The following is a 17914-nucleotide window of genomic DNA, read 5'->3' as shown; positions in this document are numbered from 1 at the left end:
TCTAGGGTTGCGGGACGAGAAGTGATTGCCAGCTCTTGGCGCGGGGGTGCGCCAGGTCCGACTCGGTGTAGTGACGCCCGTCCGGGCCGATGTATTCACCGGTGGCGGGGTCGTAGGTCGCCACCGCTACGGGCGCGGGCGGTGGCGCGGTGCCCCGCGGCGGTGGTAGCCGCGGATCCTGGCCCGGCGGGTATAGCGGGACGCCCTGACCGCTGGTGGTGGCATTGGGGTCGCCTTTCCAGTTGTAGCCGTCGTTGAGCGGCACGTACTCCTCATCGCTTTCGCACAGTTCGACGGTGGGCGCCCGCTTCCACGGCTTGCTCTCACATGGAATGTTGCGCACGCCACGGACATTGAACTCCGAGTCCTGCGGTACCCGGCAAAACAGGTCCGCGGCCGGCCGGTCCGGCGCATCGACGCTGGCCGGTGAGCGCCGCTGCGCCGGCGGCAGGTATCCCGTCGTGCATGGCGGCGGCAGGTTGAGGTTGAGGTTGAAGTCCAGCTGGGCGCCCCGGTACTCCTGCTTGGTGTTCGAGCTCGGCACGATGATCGCCGCCATGGCCGCGATGCCCTGCGGCAGCAACACCAGGAGCTGTTCGATGTCGTGGCGGTAGACGACGGCGATGTCGCCGAGGCTCACCAGATTGGCGAACAGCACCGGCAGTGCCGGCGCCACGCGATCCAGCATCGCGCGACCTTCCTCGATGCCGGAAGTGCCTTGCGTCAACAGATCTCGTACCGCGGCATCCTGCGCCTTGAACTGCGCCATGACCGCCGCGGTGTGACCGGCCCACGCGGCGATCGCATCCGAGGTCCGCACCTGAGAGTTGAGTACCGGCGGCGACTGGTCGATCAGGGCGGCAAGCGGGTCGATGGTCCGGCCGCCCGCGACGGCCAGCGCGGTCGACCCATCGACGATGCGGGACAGTTCCGGTCCGAGGCCGCCGACCGCGCGGTTGGTCTCGTCGATCACCGTGCGCAGGTTGTCCCGCGGAATTGCTTGCAGCGCACGGTTGGTCATGTCGAGCAGGCGCCCGATGTCGACGGGAACGTCGACATGCCCGGCGGTGATGACGTCGCCGTCACGCAGTGCCCGGGAAGGTTGGCCGTCCTTGCCCGGCTGCGGCGTGAGCTCGATGTACTGCTCGCCGATCGCCGACCGGCTGTGCACCGACGCCTGCACCTCGGAGGGCACTTTGACCCCCGACCTCAAAGCCAGCACGGCGCGCACCCCGGTCGCGGTGACGCCGACCGACTTCACCTGTCCCACGTCGGTGCCGCGGTAGGTGACCACCGACGTCTCGTAGAGGCCACCCGATTGCGGCAGGTCAACCGTGACCTTGTACTCCCCGATTCCGAACAACGTGGCGGGCAGCTTCATGAAGTTGAATGCCATTGCGCCACAGGACACAATGGTTACCAGCGTCAGTATCGACAACTGGATCCACGTCCGCCGATTCAACCGCAGCATTCAGTATCCCCCGAAATGGTACGGATAGGTCAGTGGGTTGCCCCCGGTGACCGGGCTCGGCTGCATGCCGATGGTGCGGCCCCACTGGAGTTCGAGCTGGGTGAGGTTGCCTTCCCATCGCGACCCGGTGAACAGCCCTTGATCGATGCGGCTCAACGTCAAATCGACGACCAGCGTGAGGTTGGCGTAGTCGCCGCGGAACCAGTTCCGCACGGTGGATGCCGGCCACGGGTAGGTCGCCAGCCCGTCCAATCCTTTGGTGAGGGAGGGCCCGGCGTCGGCGAGCGACCGCAGCACGGGTGCGATGTTGCGCAGATTGTTCACCAGCGATTCCCTGCTCTGGTGAATGGTGTCGGCGGCGATCGCGCTGAACTTGCCGACCTGATCGATCGTGTCGGCGATCTTCGCGCGCTCCCTGGCCAACACGTCCAGCGCTTTGGGCACGGACGTCAACGCTTTGTCGACGACGCCGTCGTTGGCGGCGGCCTGGCCTGCCAGAGCGTTGAGGTTCTCGGCGGCGGCGATGATGTCGTCGGTCTGGTCGTTGGTGCGGGCGATGAACTCGTCGATTTGATTCAGCAGGCTGCGCATGTCGTTCTCACGGCCGGCGAACGCCTTGGCCACCGCCTGCGTGATCTCCTGCAGCTGGCCGATCCCCCCTCCGTTGAGCAGGATTGACACCGACGCCAACGTCTGCTCGGTGGTGGGATACAGACTCGCGCGCGACAGCGGGATGACCGACCCCGCTCTGAGTTGGCCGACCGGCCGCTCGTCCTTGGGCGGCGCCAGCTCGATGTGCATCGAACCGAGCAGGCTGGTCTGTCCGAGCTTGGCGGTCGAATTGGCCGGCAGGTGCACATCGCCATTGATCCGCATGGTTACCAACGCATGCCAATCTTGTAGCTCGATCTTGGTGACATTGCCGACGTTGACGTCGTCGACCCGGACCCGGGTGTTCTCCTGGATGGTGACCACATCAGGCATCTGTGCCTGAATCGTGTACGAGCCCGGACCCCCGCCCGCGGTGCCGGGCAGCCTGAACGAATTCAGGCCGCGCCAGCCGCACCCCGACAGGGCCGCAACGCATACCAGGCCGAGGGCAATGGCTAGCGCGCGCCTCATGATGGCCCCGTCGGAAGCATCAGGTTCTGCAGCACCTGGATCGAGTTGGACGTCGTGTTCGCGGGCGGCGCCTCGGCGGGCGGCGTCTGGTCGGCGGGTGACGGCTGGTCGGCGAGCGCCGGCTGCTCCGGGGGCGGCGGCGGGGAACCATCGGGCGGCGCGGGCGCGCCGGCCGGGGGCGTGTATCCAGGCCGCAGCCAGTCCTCGCTGTAGGTGATCTCGCTGGGCCGGGCCTGCGTTCCGACGAACGGGTTGATTCCCGCCGGGATGTAGTTGTAGATGCGGTTTTTGATGATCGGGTTGAGGTACTGCAGGCACAGTTTCGACACCCGGGCCAGGCGGGCCCGCGACGCCGCCTCGATCGAGCTGCAGATGAACTGCGGGATATCGGCGAAGTTGTTCAGCGCCAAGATGCCGGTCATCGCGCTCTGCGCAGGCTGGTAGATGTTCAGGAAATTCTGGAACACCGTCGGCGCGATGTGCAGGATCTGTTTGATATCGCCACGGCTGTCGTTGAGTGCCGTTGTGATGGAACCCAACCGGTCGAACGTGACACCCGCCGCTTCACGGTTCTCGGCCAGGAAGTCACGCACATCCGTGAGCGCGGTGTCCAGCGACTTCAGCGCGTTGCCGACTTCGTTGGGAGTGTTCGACAGCAGCGTCGTCACGCTCGCCAGGTTCTGGTTGAACGAGGCCAGCAGATCGCTGCTGGAATACAGTGCGGACACCAGGAGCTGCAGGTTGCGGACGGTGCTGAAAATGTCGTCGGCGTGGTCACCGAGCGCCGAGATCGCCTCGGACAGCTTGATCACGGTGTCGCGAGCGGTGTCTCCCTGGCCGCGCACATTGTCGGCCGTCGAGTCGATGAACTCGCCGACGGAGTTGACGCCGCCCGGCGTGCTGGGCTGCAGCGCATCGGTCAGCTTCTCCAGCTGCTTGCGGAAGTCATCCCATTCCACCGGAACCGCGGTGCGGCTCAGTGGGATCGAGGAGCCGGCGCTCAACTTGGGGCCGCCGGAGTACGCCGGGACCAGCTGAATTGCCCGCGAGGTCACCAGCGACGGCGACAGGATGGCGGCGCGGGCACCTGCCGGAATCGAATACTGCTTGTCGACCGAGAACGTCACCTTGGAGCTGGCCGGCTGGGGCTCGATCTTGTCGACCACGCCGACGGCGACCCCGAGGATGCGGATCTCGTCGCCGACGAACAAGCCATTGGCCTCCGCGAAATAGGCAGAATACGTATTCTTTTCGACGTCCTTCCACAGCTTGTTGCCGACCAGGAACGACGCCACGGCCAGCGTCAGGATCAGGCTGGCGGCGGTTGCTGTGCGCAGGGCTCCTCGACTGATGTTCATGGCGAATCGAAATCGTGCGGCGAGGGCGGCGGAATGGTGCGGACGGGCGGGGTGGACGGCGGGGGTGACGGCGGCTGGGACCACAGCGGCACCGGAGCGTTCTCCGGCGGCACGGGCGGGGTGCCGGTGGGCGGGTCGACCGCCTCCGACGGCAGCTTCTGGTTGGGGTCCAAGAACCGGTCGTACATGTCCGCATCGAGTATCGGGCCACCGATCTGGCCGGGGACCAGGTTGGCCACGTAGGCCTTGAAAAACGGTCCAGATCCCAGGCATTCGCCGAAGGACATCGCATAGCGCTTGAACTTGGGCAGCGTCTTCTGAATGTCTTCCTTGCGGTTGTCGAGGATCTCCAGCACACCGTTGAGTTTGTCGAGGGCGGGCTTGAGCTGGGTCCGGTTGTCGTTGACCAGACCGGAGATCTGGTGCGAAACCGCCGTGAGGTTGTTCATCAGGGCGTCCAGCGAATCTCGCTCGTCGAGTAGCGCGGCCAACAAAGCGTTGGAGTTCGCGACCAGGCCGGCGATCTGCTGGCTGCGCTTGCCCAGCACCGTCGACACCTTGTTGGCATTGCCCAGGAGGCTGCGCAGCTGCGCGTCGCGACCGTTGAGGGTGTCGGAGAACCGGGCGACACCCTCCAACGCGGGCCGGACGTTGGACGGGGTCTCTCTGAGCGTGTTGGCCAACGTCGTGAGGGCCGAGGACAGTTGGGCGGTATCCAGGCCGCTGATGGTGGTCGTCAAATCGCCCAGCGCGTCGGGCAGTTCATACGGCGAGGTGGTGCGTTCCAGTGGGATGGTGCCCGACAGTTGCCCGTTGCCACGCGGAGTCAGCTCGAGCATCTTGGCACCCAGGATCGTTTCGGTTTTGATCGCCGCCTCGGTGCGGTCGCCCAACTCGACACCCTTGCGCACGGTGAAGCCGATCCGGACCTTGGTGCCCTCCAGGCGAAGGTCGGAGACCCGGCCGACGCCCATGCCCGAAACCCGAACGGTATTACCAGGTTTGATGCCACCGGCCTCGGAGAAGTATGCCGCGTAGTCGTCGGTGTTCTTGATGAACGGCAGTTTGTTGTACTGGAAGGCGACGACGGTCACGCAGGCCAGGATGACGGTTCCCATCACACCCAGCACGAATGGGCTTTGCCGGCCTGCCGATTTCACCTTGGGTCGTCTGTTCATTGCGGCGTGCACCGCCCACTGGGCTGACCCAACAGTTTGACGAAGATCGGGTTGCCGCCCTTACCGTTCAGCTTGAGCAATACCTCGCAGAAATAGAAGCCGAAGTAGTCGCCGTTCAGGCCCTGCCGGGCGAGCACTTGGTAGATGTCCGGGAGATCCTTGAGGAGTTTGTCGACGTACTCTTTGTCGGAGAGAACCTGACCTGACACCCGATCCGTCTCGTGCACAACGTCTTTGATCGGCTGGCGGGACTGGGCGAGCAGATCGGTGATCGAGCCCGCCGCCGCATTGATGTAGGCGAGGCCGGTGGAGATGTCGTTCCTTCGCTGCGCCAGACCGTCTACCAGCTGGGCCAGCTTGTCCACGCCATCGGAGAACTCGTGGTCGCGCGTGGCGAAGGTGTGCAGGACGGTGTTCAGGTTGGTGATCAGCTGGCCGATCAGCTCGCTGCGCCCGGCCAGGGTCGAGGTCAAGATGGAGGTTTGCGACAGCACCGATGCCAGGGTTCCGCCCTGCCCCTGGAAGATCTGCAGCAGTTGGCCGGACAGGGCGTTGACCTGATCGGGGTCCAGCGCGCGGAACAACGGGCGGAAACCACCTATCAGTGCGTCGAGGTCGAGCGCGGGCGATGTCCGTGCCAGCGGAATGGTCGCCCCGGGCGGCAGCCGGCGCGGCGAGCCCGGGGTCTCCTCGAGAGCGAGGTAGCGATCACCGATCAGATTCTCATAGCGCACGACGGCCTTGGTGCCCTCGCTGAGGCGCACGCCCTTGTCCACAGCGAAATCGACGGTGACGGTGCCGTCCCGATGCAGATCGAGATTGCCGACCTTGCCGACTTCCACCCCGGCGATGCGCACGAAGTTGCCGGACTTCAGGCCGGAGATGTTGGTGAAGTTCGCGCGGTAGTCCGTGCGGTCCTCGAAGCGCAACTGACCGAACACCGCGATCAGCGCGAAGGTGAACAGCAGGCAGACCGCGGTGAAGATCCCGACCCGCAGGATGATGCTGGAGAGCTTTCTTCTCATGGCGGCGGCTGTCCCCCGCGCCAGAAGTAGCGCGGCGCTTCCGGCGGGTTCTTGGTGGTCGGGAACCAGTTGGCCCACCACGGATTACCCGCGGCCACGTTGGTGCGGATCTCGTTCGGGGCCGCCCCCCAGCCGGTATCGGTGACCAGCGCGCGCACCGGAAAGTTCGCGCTGGGATCGGGTAGCGAACCGCAGCTGGGCCTGCCGCCCGGGCCACCGGTCGCGTTGACCTTCGGCAAGTGCTTCGGAAAGCGGTATGGGTCGTCGCCGAAAAGCAGGGCAGAATCCAGGATCACGGAATAGCCATTGCCGCCCAGCGCGTCTCGGCCACCGTGGTCGACGTACCATTGCGCACCCTGGAAAAGGCACGTGTAGGTCGGCGAGTATTTCGCCAACAGGGCCATGGTCGGGTCGAGCAGGTTCATGGACCGCACGATGTTCGATTCGTTGCGGCCGATCACGTTGATCCCGGTCTGGCTGAAGCCGATCGCCGACAGCAACAACGAGTCCAGCGAGCGCTGGTCGTCCGTGATGGTCGTGCTGGTCGTCGTCGCGGAATCCAGGATGGACAAGATGTTCTGTGCCGCATCGGAATAGATGGCGGTGGTTTTGCCGAACAACCGCCAGTCCTTGCCGATGGTGTCCATGCGCGGATTGACTGCGAGAAGTACGTTATTCGCATCGGTGATCGCCTGTCCGATTCGATCGCCCTTGCCGCGCACCGATTGCGCGAATGCCGACAAAATCGAGTTCAGCTTGGCCGGGTCGAGGGCCTGGACCACCGACTGCAGATTCTCGAACACCGTGTTGACTTCCACGGTGACATTGCGTGAGCGCAGCAGCGCGCCGGGCTTCAGCGACGTGGCGCTGGGATGGTCGGGAACGATCAGATCGACGTATTTGGAGCCGAACGCGGTGGTCGACTTGATCTCGGCCTCGAGGTTGCTCGGCAGATACCTGAAGGCGTCCGGTTGTATCTTCAGCTGCAGCCGAGCCGTTTTCACGTCGGTGCCGATCGACGCGACCTGGCCGACCTGGACACCGCGCAGCTTAACTTTGGCTCCGTCCTCCATCACCAGCCCGGCACGGTCCGACACCAGCGTGAGCGGAACGAAAGTTTGAAGTTTGCCCGAGAACGAGGCAGCGGTCAGCGCGATCAGGCCGCCGATCAGGATGAACAGCGTGGGAGCCCACCAGATCGGGTCGAGCTTGTTGCTGCGGGTCCGGTTTCGCTGCGCTGACCCGCCGGCCGTGTGATTGCTCATCCGGTCATCCCGACAGATTGAAGTTGCCGGACTGCCCGTAGACGGACAGCGAGATCATCAGGCACACGAACGCCGTGACGATCATCGACGACCGCACCGACCGCCCAACCGCTTCGCCGACGCCCGCCGGGCCACCTGTCGCGGTAAAGCCGTAATAGGTGTGCACCACCATCACGCCGGCCGCCATGGTCAGCGCCGCCAAGAACGACCAGAACAGGTCGGTGGGGCGCAAAAAGGTTGCGAAGTAATGCTCGTACACGCCCCGCGACTGCCCGTAGACGTAGATGGTGAGGAACTTCGCCGCGACGAACGACATCAGAACCGCGACGGCGTAGAGCGGAATGACGACCAGGATGCCGGCGATGATCCGGGTGGACGCCAGGTAGGTGACCGCGCGGATCCCCATGACTTCCAGCGCGTCGATCTCCTCGTTGATGCGCATCGCGCCAAGTTGCGCCGTCGCTCCCGCGCCGATCGTGGCGGCCAGCGCCAAACCGGCGGTGCAGGGCGCGATCATCCGGACGTTCAAAAACGCCGAGAGAAACCCGGTCAGCGCTTCGACGCCGATGTTGGACAGCGTGTCGTAACCCTGCACCGCGACGAGGGCGCCAGTGGTCAGCGTGAGGAAGCCGATGATGCCGACCGTGCCCCCGATGACGGCCAATGCGCCTGTGCCCATGCCCATCTCGGCGATCAGCCGCAGCAGTTCTCCCGGGTAACGCCGTATCGCATCGACGGTGGCGGTCAGCGATTGCCCGTAGAACAGGGTCTGCTCGCCCAGCTTGCGGGTGGAATCCGTCAGCCGGGGGCCAAGGGTGACGAACCACGACGGTTCGCGCGCGGCATCGGTCATTTGGCCGTCACCTTCACCCCGAGCGCGGTGGTCAAGATGTTGATGAAGAACAGCGCCATGAACGAGAACACCACGGTCTCATTCACCGCGTTGCCGACGCCGGTCGGGCCACCGCCCACCGACAAGCCCTTGTAGCAGGCGATCAGTCCGGCCGACAGTCCGAACAGGGTCGCCTTGATCAGCGAGATCACCACCTGCGGCAGCCCGGTGACCAACGTCATTCCGGCGATGAACGCACCGGGCGTGACGTGCTGGACGAAGACCACGAAGATGTAGCTGCCGGTCAACCCGGTCACCGCCACCACCGAGTACAGCAGGACCGCGACGAACGTCGCGGCGATGATGCGCGGAACCACCAGCGCCTGAACCGGATTGACGCCGATCACCTTCATCGCGTCGATTTCCTCACGGATGGTGCGCGCACCCAGATCCGCGCACATGGCCGTCGACCCGGCGCCCGAGACGACCATCGCCGTGACGACCGGTCCGACCTGGGTCACCGAGGCCAGCCCCGCACCGGCACCCGAGAGATCACCCGCGCCGATTTCGACGAGCAGGATGTTGAGGACGAACACGATGAGCACCGTGTACGGAATCGACAACATGATGGTCGGAAAGATGGAAACCCGGGCGACGAACCAAATCTGCTCGAGGACTTCACGCCACGCCCAGGGCCCGCGCACAGCCGCCACCAATGCCTCGGCGCTGAGCAGAAAGAATTGGCCCAGCGCGTTCATGGGCCTCGCGAGGGTCGCCGCGTTCACGCCGCTTACCCAACCCAATGGCGGTCCTTGGCTCAACCCGACCCCCATTTTCGTAACCGCGTTCATACGTTCGTAATTCGCCGGCCCTAAACGCAAAACGCCGCTGTTCACCTGCGCCGCTTGTGTTCGAGCGCCTTGATGAGGGAATGTACGGGCAAACCGGCACCCGGCGTCAGGTTTGCAATCAACACGAGGAAATGTGGGCACCGCCCCCTGAGCCTCGGCCGATATCGCTATCACCCACGGAGATCGGCAGGCCGTCAGCCTGCGTGATTGTTCGCACCCGGTCCGATGCGGCGGCCGGACAGCGGCGGCCGGCGGTCGGGCCTCCGCACGATCGGTGGGGCACGCAGACGGCGGGGCCGGAATTCCGGGTAACCAGCCGAAACAATCAGTGGCGCAGCGCTTTTGCAGGAGGCACGGCATGCAGCGCCTGAGCGGCTTTCCGTCCGCTGCGAAACCAGATGAGCACCCACGGCCACCGTCCCATTCGGCTGTCGTCGCCGAACGCCACAGTTCGCCGCAAGCCCGCTTCGATACAAGGGTTTGCTTCAGCCTGACGGTAATCGCGCTACCCCGGATAAGAATTGACGGTTCTGGATACACTCTGCCGGTGACAAGTAGGCCGTCGTCATATCTGGTGTTGGCGTCGCAGCGCAGCGGCAGCACGCTGCTGGTCGAGTCGCTGCGCGCCACCGGCGTGGCCGGCGAGCCACAGGAGTTTTTCCAATACCTCCCCTCCACCAGCCAGTCCCCGCAGCCGCGGGAGTGGTTCGCGGGCGTCGAGGACGAGTCGATCCTGAGCCTGCTCGATCCGCTGGACGTCGGGACGCCGGACCTGGCACCCCCCGAGATCTGGCGTGCCTACATTCGTACGGTCGGACGCACACCCAACGGGGTGTGGGGTGGCAAGCTGATGTGGAATCAGACGCCGCTGCTGCTGGACCGTGCCAAGAACCTGCCGGATCGAAGCGGCGAGGGCCTGTTGGCGGCGATCACCGATGTGGTGGGCGAGCAGCCGCTGCTGATCCACGTCTACCGGCCCGATGTGATCTCACAGGCGGTGTCGTTCTGGCGAGCCGTGCAGACGCGGGTCTGGCGAGGCAGGCCCGACCCGGTGCGCGACGCGCGCGCCACCTATCACGCCGGGGCGATCGCCCACGTGGTCAGCATGCTGCGCGCGCAAGAAGAGGGCTGGCGAAACTGGTTCGCCGAAGAAGACATCAAGCCCATGGACATTTCGTATCCGGTGTTGTGGCGCAACCTGACCCAGGTGGTGGGATCCATTCTCGAGGCTCTGGGGCTGGACCCACAGCTGGCGCCCGATCCGGTCTTGGAGCGCCAGGCCGACCAACGCTCCGACGAATGGGTGGACCGCTACCGTGCCGACGCCGAGAAGCACGGCCTGCCAACCTGATCGAGCGGCATAGCTAAATTCAGCCCGAGCCAATCACTTGGATTCAGCGGCGGCGGATACCACAGTCAACGGGTGCGGCCGACGGACGCCGCCATCGGCGCTGAGGAGAGATCATCGTGGGTGAAGGCGTGCCAATCGACGACCCCGACGCCCGGCCGGGCCCGGACTGGGCCGCCCGGCTCCATTCGGTGTCGGTGGACTGGTGGGCGACCGCGGTGGCGGGCGTGATCGTCGCGTTGGCCGTAGCCGACGTGCTCCCGAAGATTCCCTGGTGACCGCCGTGAGCACCGTCCAAGTGCGGCCCGACGAGACGCCGGCCGAAGCCACGTTCACCAGCACCCTCCGCTCGACTATGTACCCGGCGTCCTGCTCCTGATCGGCGTCGGGGTGTTGGGCAAGTACACCCAAATCTGGTGGAACGCCCTGGCCAAGCACGAGCACTGGACCGTGCCCGACATCGAATACGTGTTGTGGGCGATCGTGATTGGGCTGCTCATCACCAACACCATTGGCCTGCACCGGATCTTTCGTCCCGGTGTGCTGACCTACGAATTCTGGCTCAAGGCCGGGATCGTGGCGCTCGGCTCGCGATTCGTGCTGGGCGACATCGCCAAACTCGGCGGAATCAGCCTGGTGCAGATCCTGGTGGACATGACCATCGCCGGAACGATCATCATCGTGGTGGCCCGCGCGTTCGGGTTATCGGGCAAGCTGGGCTCGCTGTTGGCCATCGGCACGTCCATCTGCGGGGTGTCGGCAATCGTGGCGGCCAAGGGCGCGATCCGGGCCCGCAACTCCGACGTCAGCTACGCGATCGCCGCGATCCTGGCACTGGGAGCGGTGTCACTGTTCGTGTTGCCGCCCCTAGGACATGCGATCGGTCTGAGCGACCACGAATTCGGTTTGTGGGCAGGGCTTTCCGTGGACAACACCGCCGAAACCACCGCCACCGGATACCTTTACTCCGACCATGCCGGCAAGATCGCGGTGCTGGTGAAGTCGACCCGCAACGCGCTGATCGGGTTCGTGGTGCTGGGCTTCGCGCTGTTTTGGGCGGCTCGGGGGCAAGCCGACGAAATCGCGCGGGGCGCCACGGCCAAGGCCGCGTTCATCTGGAACAAGTTCCCGAAATTCGTGCTCGGTTTCCTGGTGGTGTCGGCGATCGCCACCGCGGGCTGGCTGACCAAGGGCCAAACCGCCAACCTCGCGAACGTGTCGAAATGGGCGTTTCTGCTGACCTTTGCCGGCGTGGGGCTCAACACCGATATCCGTCAGATCGCGCGCACCGGTTGGCGTCCGCTCGTGGTCGCGGTCATCGGGCTCACCGTCGTCGCCACCGTCTCGCTCGGCATCGTGTTGCTGACGTCGCGCGTATTCGGCTGGGGCGCAGCCGCCTAAGGGTCGGCGCGCAACCGCGTCGCGCTCTCCGCCGGCTGGCCGCGCGTTCGGTAAACGGCTGCGCAACGGGGGCGTGCCGCTGTCGACGCGACGGCCCCTGGACGGCGTCGCGACCAGGTGACCTCCCGCCCACCGCCGCCGGGGCCCGCGCCGCATGAAGACGGAATAAGTCCTGGCCAGAGGTCTATAGCCGGGCCGAGCCAAACGACCGACCAGGCCCGATGCTTTATAGTGGTGACATGCAACGCCCCGCACAACCGCGCTTTGTCCCGTCGCGCTACCTTGCCGTGGACTGCTGTTGCTGTTGCTGTTGTTGTTGAATTCCTCGGGTCCCCGGCGGCGCGGAAACAGTTTGCGATCTGCGCGGACGCGTGCTCACGGGCGAGGCGTAGCAGCGCATCAACCCGGTGGCGCTAGCCATCCCCGCCGAGATGAACATAGAGTTCGATATTAGCTGGCAGGCCCAGGCCTGGTCCTACGTCGTTGGAGACAATAGGTAGATGAGCATCGCGGAGAACGTCACGCAACTGATCGGTAACACCCCGCTGGTCCGGCTCAACCGGGTCACCGAAGGTGCGGTCGCCGACGTCGTCGCCAAGCTGGAGTACTTCAACCCGGGCAACAGCGTCAAGGACCGCATCGGCGTCGCGATGATCGACGCGGCCGAACAGGCGGGCCTCATCAAGCCGGACACGATCATTCTCGAGCCGACGAGCGGGAACACCGGCATCGCCCTGGCGCTGGTGGCCGCGGCCCGTGGCTACCGCTGCGTGCTGACCATGCCCGAGACCATGAGCGTCGAGCGACGAATGTTGTTGCGCGCCTTGGGCGCCGAGATCGTCTTGACGCCCGGCTCCGAGGGCATGCCGGGCGCTATCGCCAAGGCCGAGGAACTGGCCAAAAGCGACCAACGGTATTTCGTGCCACAGCAATTCGAGAACAAGGCCAACCCCGCGATCCACCGCGCCACCACCGCGGAGGAAGTGTGGCGCGACACCGACGGCAAGGTCGACATCTTCGTCGCCGGTGTGGGCACCGGCGGCACCATCACCGGCGTGGCGCAGGTGATCAAGGAACGCAAGCCTTCAGCACAATTCGTCGCCGTGGAGCCGGCCGGGTCGCCGGTGCTGTCCGGCGGGCAGAAAGGGCCGCACCCCATCCAGGGCCTGGGCGCCGGGTTCGTCCCGCCCGTGCTCGCGATGGATCTGGTCGATGAGGTGATCGCCGTCGGCAACGAGGAGTCCATGACCCTGGCCCGGCGGCTGGCCGCCGAGGAGGGATTGCTGGTCGGAATCTCTTCGGGGGCGGCGGTGGTCGCCGCGCTGCAGGTGGCCCGCAGGCCCGAGAACGCTGGGAAGCTCGTCGTCGTGGTGCTACCCGACTTCGGCGAGCGGTACCTCAGCACGCCGTTGTTCGCCGACCTGGCAGATTAATCGTGCTCGAAGCCATACGACGGGACATCCGGGCGGCCAAGGAGCGCGATCCGGCCGCTCCGACCACGCTGCAGGTGGTCTTCGCCTACCCGGGCGTGCACGCCATCTGGTGCCACCGCATCAACCACTGGCTGTGGCGGCGCGGTGCAAAGCTGGCCGCGCGTATCACCGCCGAAATCACCCGGATTCTGACCGGCGTCGAAATCCATCCCGGTGCCGTCCTGGGCCCCGGCCTGTTCATCGACCACGCGACCGGTGTGGTGATCGGTGAGACCGCCGAGGTGGGCGAGGACGTGACCCTCTACCACGGCGTCACGCTCGGCGGCAGCGGCAGGGACACCGGAAAACGACACCCCACCATCGGTGACCGGGTGATCATCGGCGCCGGAGCCAAGATTCTGGGCGCGATCAAAGTCGGCGACGACAGCCGCATCGGCGCCAATGCCGTGGTGGTCAAGGAGGTTCCGTCGAGCTCCGTGGTCATCGGGGTGCCCGGACAGGTCATCAGCCGCAGCCGTCCAGGCAGCCCGGACGACTCGATGATGCCGGACCTCGTCGGCGTCAGCCTGCAATCGCTGCTGACCCGCGTGACCCGACTCGAAGCCCAAGCGGACGGCTCCCAAACCAATCACGTCATCAGGCCGCCGGAAGCCGGTGTCTGGCATGGCGAGGATTTCTCCATCTGAAAGATGGCTCAGCTCAACACGGTCTGATGGGCGGTATTGGCCAGCCTGCACCGAACCGTGCTCGCCGCGTTCGGCGTCCTTGAGCTCGGCGAAGTATTACTCACGCTGAACATAACGCGCCCGTGGAATGCATCGCCGCCCGCAGCGTTGCACAGTGAGTTATGACCACGCTGCGTGACGGTGTGACTTTCCAGGAGCACCCATGACCGAGCTGCATCTGGCGGTGGGGCTGGATGGCTACGGTTGGCACCCCCAGGCGTGGCGATACGCGTTCGCGCACAACGCGACCGGTGGCGGCCAACTCAGCGGTCGCTATTGGGCCGCGCTGGCCGCCACCGCCGAACGTGGACTGCTGGACTTCCTCACCATCGACGACAGCCTGGACGCACAACCCGGGCACCGTGCCGAAATCTCCCCGCGGCGCCTGGCGGGACGCGCCGATGCCACGCTGGTGGCCGCCCGGATCGCGCCGGCCACCCGACACATCGGCTTGATTCCCGTCGCGACGGTCACACACACCGAGCCGTTCCACGTCTCGAAAGCGATTGCGACACTGGACCATATCTCGCATGGCCGCGCTGGCTGGCAGATTCGGGTAAGCCCGACGGCGCACGAAGCGGCGCTGTTCGGCAGGCGGCCCGCCCCCGACGGCGACGCACTGTTCGACGAAGCGTCCGACGCCGTCGAGGTGGTGCGCCGTCTCTGGGACAGCTGGGAGGACGACGCCGTCATCCGTGACGTTGCAACCGGCCGCTACATAGACCGCGACAAGCTGCATTACATTGACTTCGCCGGAAAATACTTCTCGGTCAAGGGACCGTCGATCACCCCGCGGCCGCCTCAGGGCCAACCGGTGGTGACGGCGCTGGCACACGCCGACTACCATTTCGCCGCCGCGAACGCTGACCTGGTCTTCATCACCCCGCGCGACGAGCGCTCGCTGCGTGCGATCGTGGCCGAGGTCGGCCTCGCGCAGCGCGCCGCGGGCCGGAGGATCCTGGTCTACGCCGATCTGGTGGTGTCGCTGGCCGACGACCCGTTGGCACCGGCGGCGGCCCTCTCGTCCGACGCGCACGTATTCACCGGCAACACAAGCGATCTGGCGGAGCTCCTGCTCGCCTGGCAGGACGCCGGGGTAGACGGGGTGCGGCTGCGGCCCGCGATCAACGCCGTCGACCTGCCCGCAATCGTCGACGACCTGGTGCCGCGACTGCAGCACGCCGGCCGGTTCCGCAGCGGCTACCGCGACGGCGAAACACTGCGCGAACGCCTGGGTCTGGCGCCGGCGCCGAACCGCTACGCGGCGGTCCCGTCATGACCGTCACTCCCCTGTCGATCCTCGACCTCGCACCCATCAGCGCCGGCAGCGACGCCGCGACGGCACTGCGCAACACCATCGACCTGGCCCAGCACGCCGAGCGCTGGGGCTACCGGCGCTACTGGCTCGCCGAGCACCACTTCGTCGCGGTGGCCAGCTCGTCACCCGTGACGCTGATCGGCCAAATCGCCGCGGCCACAGAACGAATCCACGTCGGGTCGGCGGCGGTACAGGTGGGCCACACGACGGCAGTTGCCGTGGTGGAGAGCTTCGGCATCCTCGACGCGCTTTATCCCGGCCGCATCGACATGGGGCTGGGCCGGTCCGGGCAGCGGCGCCAAGAGGCGGCCACCTCGTCTCCGGCCGTATCCGAACGTGCGCCCACGCCCTGGCGTGAGGTAGCCGGGGTTGTGATCCCCGCGCCCTTCGACCAGACGCCGCTGATGAAAAGCGACCGGATCCGGGCTCAGGGCTCCGTCCTCGCTCAACCGTGCGCGCAACCCCCGGACTTCGCCGACCAGCTGGCAGACATCGAGGCGATGCTGGACGGCACCTATACCGTCAATGGCCATGAACTGCACGTCGTCCCGGGCGAGCACGCCCAGTTGACGCCATGGATCTTCGGCAGCACCAAGGGCCAGAGCGCCGAAGTGGCCGGTGCGCGTGGGCTTCCGTTCGTCGCGAGTTACCACATCACCCCGGGCACCGCGATCGATGCGATCACCGCGTACCGCAACGCATTCCGACCGTCCGCCCGGCTATCCGAGCCGTATGTCGTGGTCTCGGCCGACGTCGTGGTCGCCGAGGACAGCGCGACCGCACGCCACCTCGCGTCCGGTTACGGTCGCTGGGTGCATTCCATCCGCAGTGGGCACGGCGCCATCCCCTACCCGGATCCCGACTTCTGCCAACCCTTGACCGAGGACGAGCAGGCGTTGGTGGCAGACCGCACCGCAACACAATTCGTCGGCAATCCGGACGAGGTCGCCGATCGGCTCGACCTGCTGCGCCGGGTCACCGATGCCGACGAACTGGTGATCACCTCCGTGACGCACCGGCATGTCGACCGGTTGCGCTCGCATGAACTGATCGCGAAACGATGGGGATTGACCGGATGATCGTTCGAGAAGCTGGGCGCCGCAAGCAGATTCATTTGGGTGCGCACTTTCCAGGGGTGAACAACACCACGGTGTGGTCCGATCCGAGCGCGGGTAGCCAAATCGCGTTCGAATCGTTTGTGCACCTGGCGAAGTCAGCCGAACGGGGACTGTTCGACTTCTTCTTCCTAGCCGAGGGCCTGCGGCTGCGTGAGCATCGCGGCAAAATTCACGACCTCGACGTCGTCGGCAGGCCGGACACCTTCACGGTGCTGGCCGCGCTCGCCGCGGTCACCGACCACCTCGGCCTCGCCGGCACCATCAACACCACGTTCAACGAACCCTACGAGGTGGCAAGGCAATTCGCGACGCTGGACCACCTGTCCGACGGGCGGTCGGCCTGGAACATGGTCACCTCCTCGGATGCGTTCACCGGGGAGAACTTCCGGCGCGGCGGGTTTCTCGCCCATGCTGACCGCTATCGCAGAGCCGAGGAGTTCATCGCCGTGGCGCGGCGGTTCTGGGACAGCTGGGCGCCCGAGGCAGTGGCCGCCGACGTCGACGCCGGAGTCTATGCGGATCCGGCCCTCATCGGAAGCATCGAACACGACGGTCCGCAATTCCGCGTCCGCGGCGTCGCCTCGCTGCCCGCCGGACCGCAAGGCCATCCGGTGCTCCTGCAGGCCGGCGACTCCGACGACGGTCGCGACTTCGGCGCCAAGCACGCCGACGCCCTGTTCACGCTGCACGGGTCGCTCGAGGCGGGCCAGCGCTACTACGCCGACGTGAAGGGCCGTGCCGCGGCCTATGGGCGGGACCCCAACCAGCTCAAGGTGCTGCCCGGCGCGACGTTCGCGCTGGGCGACACCCCCGCCGATGCGCAGGACAACGCCCGTCATATCCGCGAGCAGCAGGTCAGCGGTCCGACCGCGATCGCGTTCCTCGAGCAGGTGTGGGGTGTGGACCTTTCGTCTTACGACCCCGACGGGCCGCTGCCGGCCGTCGAGCCCGTGGAGAACCCGAACATCACCCGGGGGCGGGTCCGGCACGGCGACCCCCGGAAGGTCGCCGAAACCTGGCGCGCCCGAGCCGAAGCCGAGCACCTGTCGATCCGCGAGTTGATCATCGAAGTGACCAGCCGCCAGCAGTTCGTCGGGACTCCGGCGCAGGTGGCCGAGGAGATCGATCGCTATGTGCAGTCGGATGCCTGCGACGGCTTCATCCTGGTGCCGCACCTGACGCCGCACGGCCTCGACGAGTTCGTAGACAGGGTGGTCCCGCTGCTGCAGGAGCGGGGCAGCTTCCGTACCGAATACCGCGGCCACACGTTGCGCGAGCATCTGGGCTTGTTGCCCACCCCGGGGCAGACGGCGCATCAGGCCGCCGTCGGCTGAGAAATGCTCCCCCGCCTGGACTCGAACCAGGAACCCTTCGGTTAACAGCCGAATGCTCTGCCAATTGAGCTACAGGGGACTAACCCGATCGCGGGACGACTCTAGCGTACTGGCACGACCGCACCCAACTAGCGT

15 protein-coding genes, 1 tRNA gene and 1 pseudogene are annotated in these 17914 nt (G+C 66.0%); 8 read left to right on the top strand and 9 right to left on the bottom strand.

The annotated features are described in order from the left end of the window. Position 1: 1 nt before the first annotated feature. From AC5Y4T_RS03505 to AC5Y4T_RS03470, 8 genes are read right to left on the bottom strand one after another with little or no spacing between them, the layout of a single operon-like run. The gene (locus AC5Y4T_RS03505) at positions 2-1471 is read right to left on the bottom strand and encodes an MCE family protein (protein ID WP_499915554.1); all 1470 of its coding nucleotides are present in this window, start codon (positions 1469-1471) and stop codon (positions 2-4) included. Beyond that, on the bottom strand, positions 1472-2593 hold the full coding sequence (locus AC5Y4T_RS03500; RefSeq protein WP_499915553.1) for an MCE family protein: 1122 nt from the start codon (positions 2591-2593) through the stop codon (positions 1472-1474). Then, on the bottom strand, positions 2590-3951 hold the full coding sequence (locus AC5Y4T_RS03495; protein WP_499915551.1) for an MCE family protein: 1362 nt from the start codon (positions 3949-3951) through the stop codon (positions 2590-2592). Before AC5Y4T_RS03495 ends, AC5Y4T_RS03500 begins: the two co-directional genes overlap by 4 nt. Then, on the bottom strand, positions 3948-5129 hold the full coding sequence (locus AC5Y4T_RS03490; RefSeq protein WP_499915550.1) for an MCE family protein: 1182 nt from the start codon (positions 5127-5129) through the stop codon (positions 3948-3950). Before AC5Y4T_RS03490 ends, AC5Y4T_RS03495 begins: the two co-directional genes overlap by 4 nt. Further along, positions 5126-6154 carry an MCE family protein gene (locus tag AC5Y4T_RS03485; RefSeq protein ID WP_499915549.1) on the bottom strand — a complete coding sequence of 343 codons (1029 nt, stop codon included), beginning with the start codon at positions 6152-6154 and terminating at the stop codon, positions 5126-5128. Before AC5Y4T_RS03485 ends, AC5Y4T_RS03490 begins: the two co-directional genes overlap by 4 nt. Beyond that, positions 6151-7419 carry an MCE family protein gene (locus tag AC5Y4T_RS03480; RefSeq protein WP_499952074.1) on the bottom strand — a complete coding sequence of 423 codons (1269 nt, stop codon included), beginning with the start codon at positions 7417-7419 and terminating at the stop codon, positions 6151-6153. Before AC5Y4T_RS03480 ends, AC5Y4T_RS03485 begins: the two co-directional genes overlap by 4 nt. Positions 7420-7423: 4 nt before the next feature. Beyond that, positions 7424-8272 carry an ABC transporter permease gene (locus AC5Y4T_RS03475; RefSeq protein WP_499952070.1) on the bottom strand — a complete coding sequence of 283 codons (849 nt, stop codon included), beginning with the start codon at positions 8270-8272 and terminating at the stop codon, positions 7424-7426. Beyond that, positions 8269-9036 carry an MlaE family ABC transporter permease gene (locus tag AC5Y4T_RS03470; RefSeq protein ID WP_499952067.1) on the bottom strand — a complete coding sequence of 256 codons (768 nt, stop codon included), beginning with the start codon at positions 9034-9036 and terminating at the stop codon, positions 8269-8271. The genes AC5Y4T_RS03475 and AC5Y4T_RS03470 overlap by 4 nt, the downstream gene beginning before the upstream one ends. Positions 9037-9649: 613 nt before the next feature. Between AC5Y4T_RS03470 and stf0 the strand changes: the two genes are divergently transcribed. The 8 genes and pseudogenes from stf0 (at position 9650) to AC5Y4T_RS03430 (ending at position 17779) form a co-directional block, all read left to right on the top strand. Further along, positions 9650-10453 (top strand): trehalose 2-sulfotransferase, encoded by an 804-nt coding sequence (gene stf0, locus AC5Y4T_RS03465; protein ID WP_499952064.1) that lies wholly within the window; start codon positions 9650-9652, stop codon positions 10451-10453. A gap of 116 nt (positions 10454-10569) precedes the next feature. Next, positions 10570-10728: a hypothetical protein gene (locus AC5Y4T_RS03460; protein WP_499950512.1), complete on the top strand. Its 159-nt coding sequence runs from the start codon at positions 10570-10572 to the stop codon at positions 10726-10728. A 20-nt stretch (positions 10729-10748) separates the two neighbouring features. Further along, positions 10749-11851 (top strand): annotated as a pseudogene (locus AC5Y4T_RS03455) (YeiH family protein). Positions 11852-12351: 500 nt separating this feature from the next. After that, positions 12352-13284: a cysteine synthase A gene (cysK, locus tag AC5Y4T_RS03450; protein ID WP_499915542.1), complete on the top strand. Its 933-nt coding sequence runs from the start codon at positions 12352-12354 to the stop codon at positions 13282-13284. Between the two features lie 2 nt (positions 13285-13286). Beyond that, positions 13287-13970, top strand: a complete 684-nt coding sequence (cysE, locus tag AC5Y4T_RS03445; protein ID WP_499915540.1) for a serine O-acetyltransferase — start codon at positions 13287-13289, stop codon at positions 13968-13970. Between the two features lie 202 nt (positions 13971-14172). Beyond that, positions 14173-15288, top strand: coding sequence for an LLM class flavin-dependent oxidoreductase (locus AC5Y4T_RS03440; protein WP_499915539.1), 1116 nt, complete (start codon positions 14173-14175; stop codon positions 15286-15288). Then, positions 15285-16406 carry an LLM class flavin-dependent oxidoreductase gene (locus tag AC5Y4T_RS03435; protein ID WP_499915538.1) on the top strand — a complete coding sequence of 374 codons (1122 nt, stop codon included), beginning with the start codon at positions 15285-15287 and terminating at the stop codon, positions 16404-16406. The genes AC5Y4T_RS03440 and AC5Y4T_RS03435 overlap by 4 nt, the downstream gene beginning before the upstream one ends. Continuing rightward, on the top strand, positions 16403-17779 hold the full coding sequence (locus tag AC5Y4T_RS03430; RefSeq protein ID WP_499915536.1) for an NtaA/DmoA family FMN-dependent monooxygenase: 1377 nt from the start codon (positions 16403-16405) through the stop codon (positions 17777-17779). The genes AC5Y4T_RS03435 and AC5Y4T_RS03430 overlap by 4 nt, the downstream gene beginning before the upstream one ends. A 6-nt stretch (positions 17780-17785) precedes the next feature. On the opposite strand, the gene AC5Y4T_RS03425 is transcribed toward AC5Y4T_RS03430, so the two are convergent. Continuing rightward, positions 17786-17858, bottom strand: a tRNA-Asn gene (locus AC5Y4T_RS03425). Positions 17859-17914: the final 56 nt, after the last annotated feature.

This window comes from Mycobacterium sp. NGS11 (genome assembly GCF_059813315.1).
Note: the sequence above shows the minus strand (reverse complement) of the source record. Positions and strands in the feature narration are given on the sequence as shown.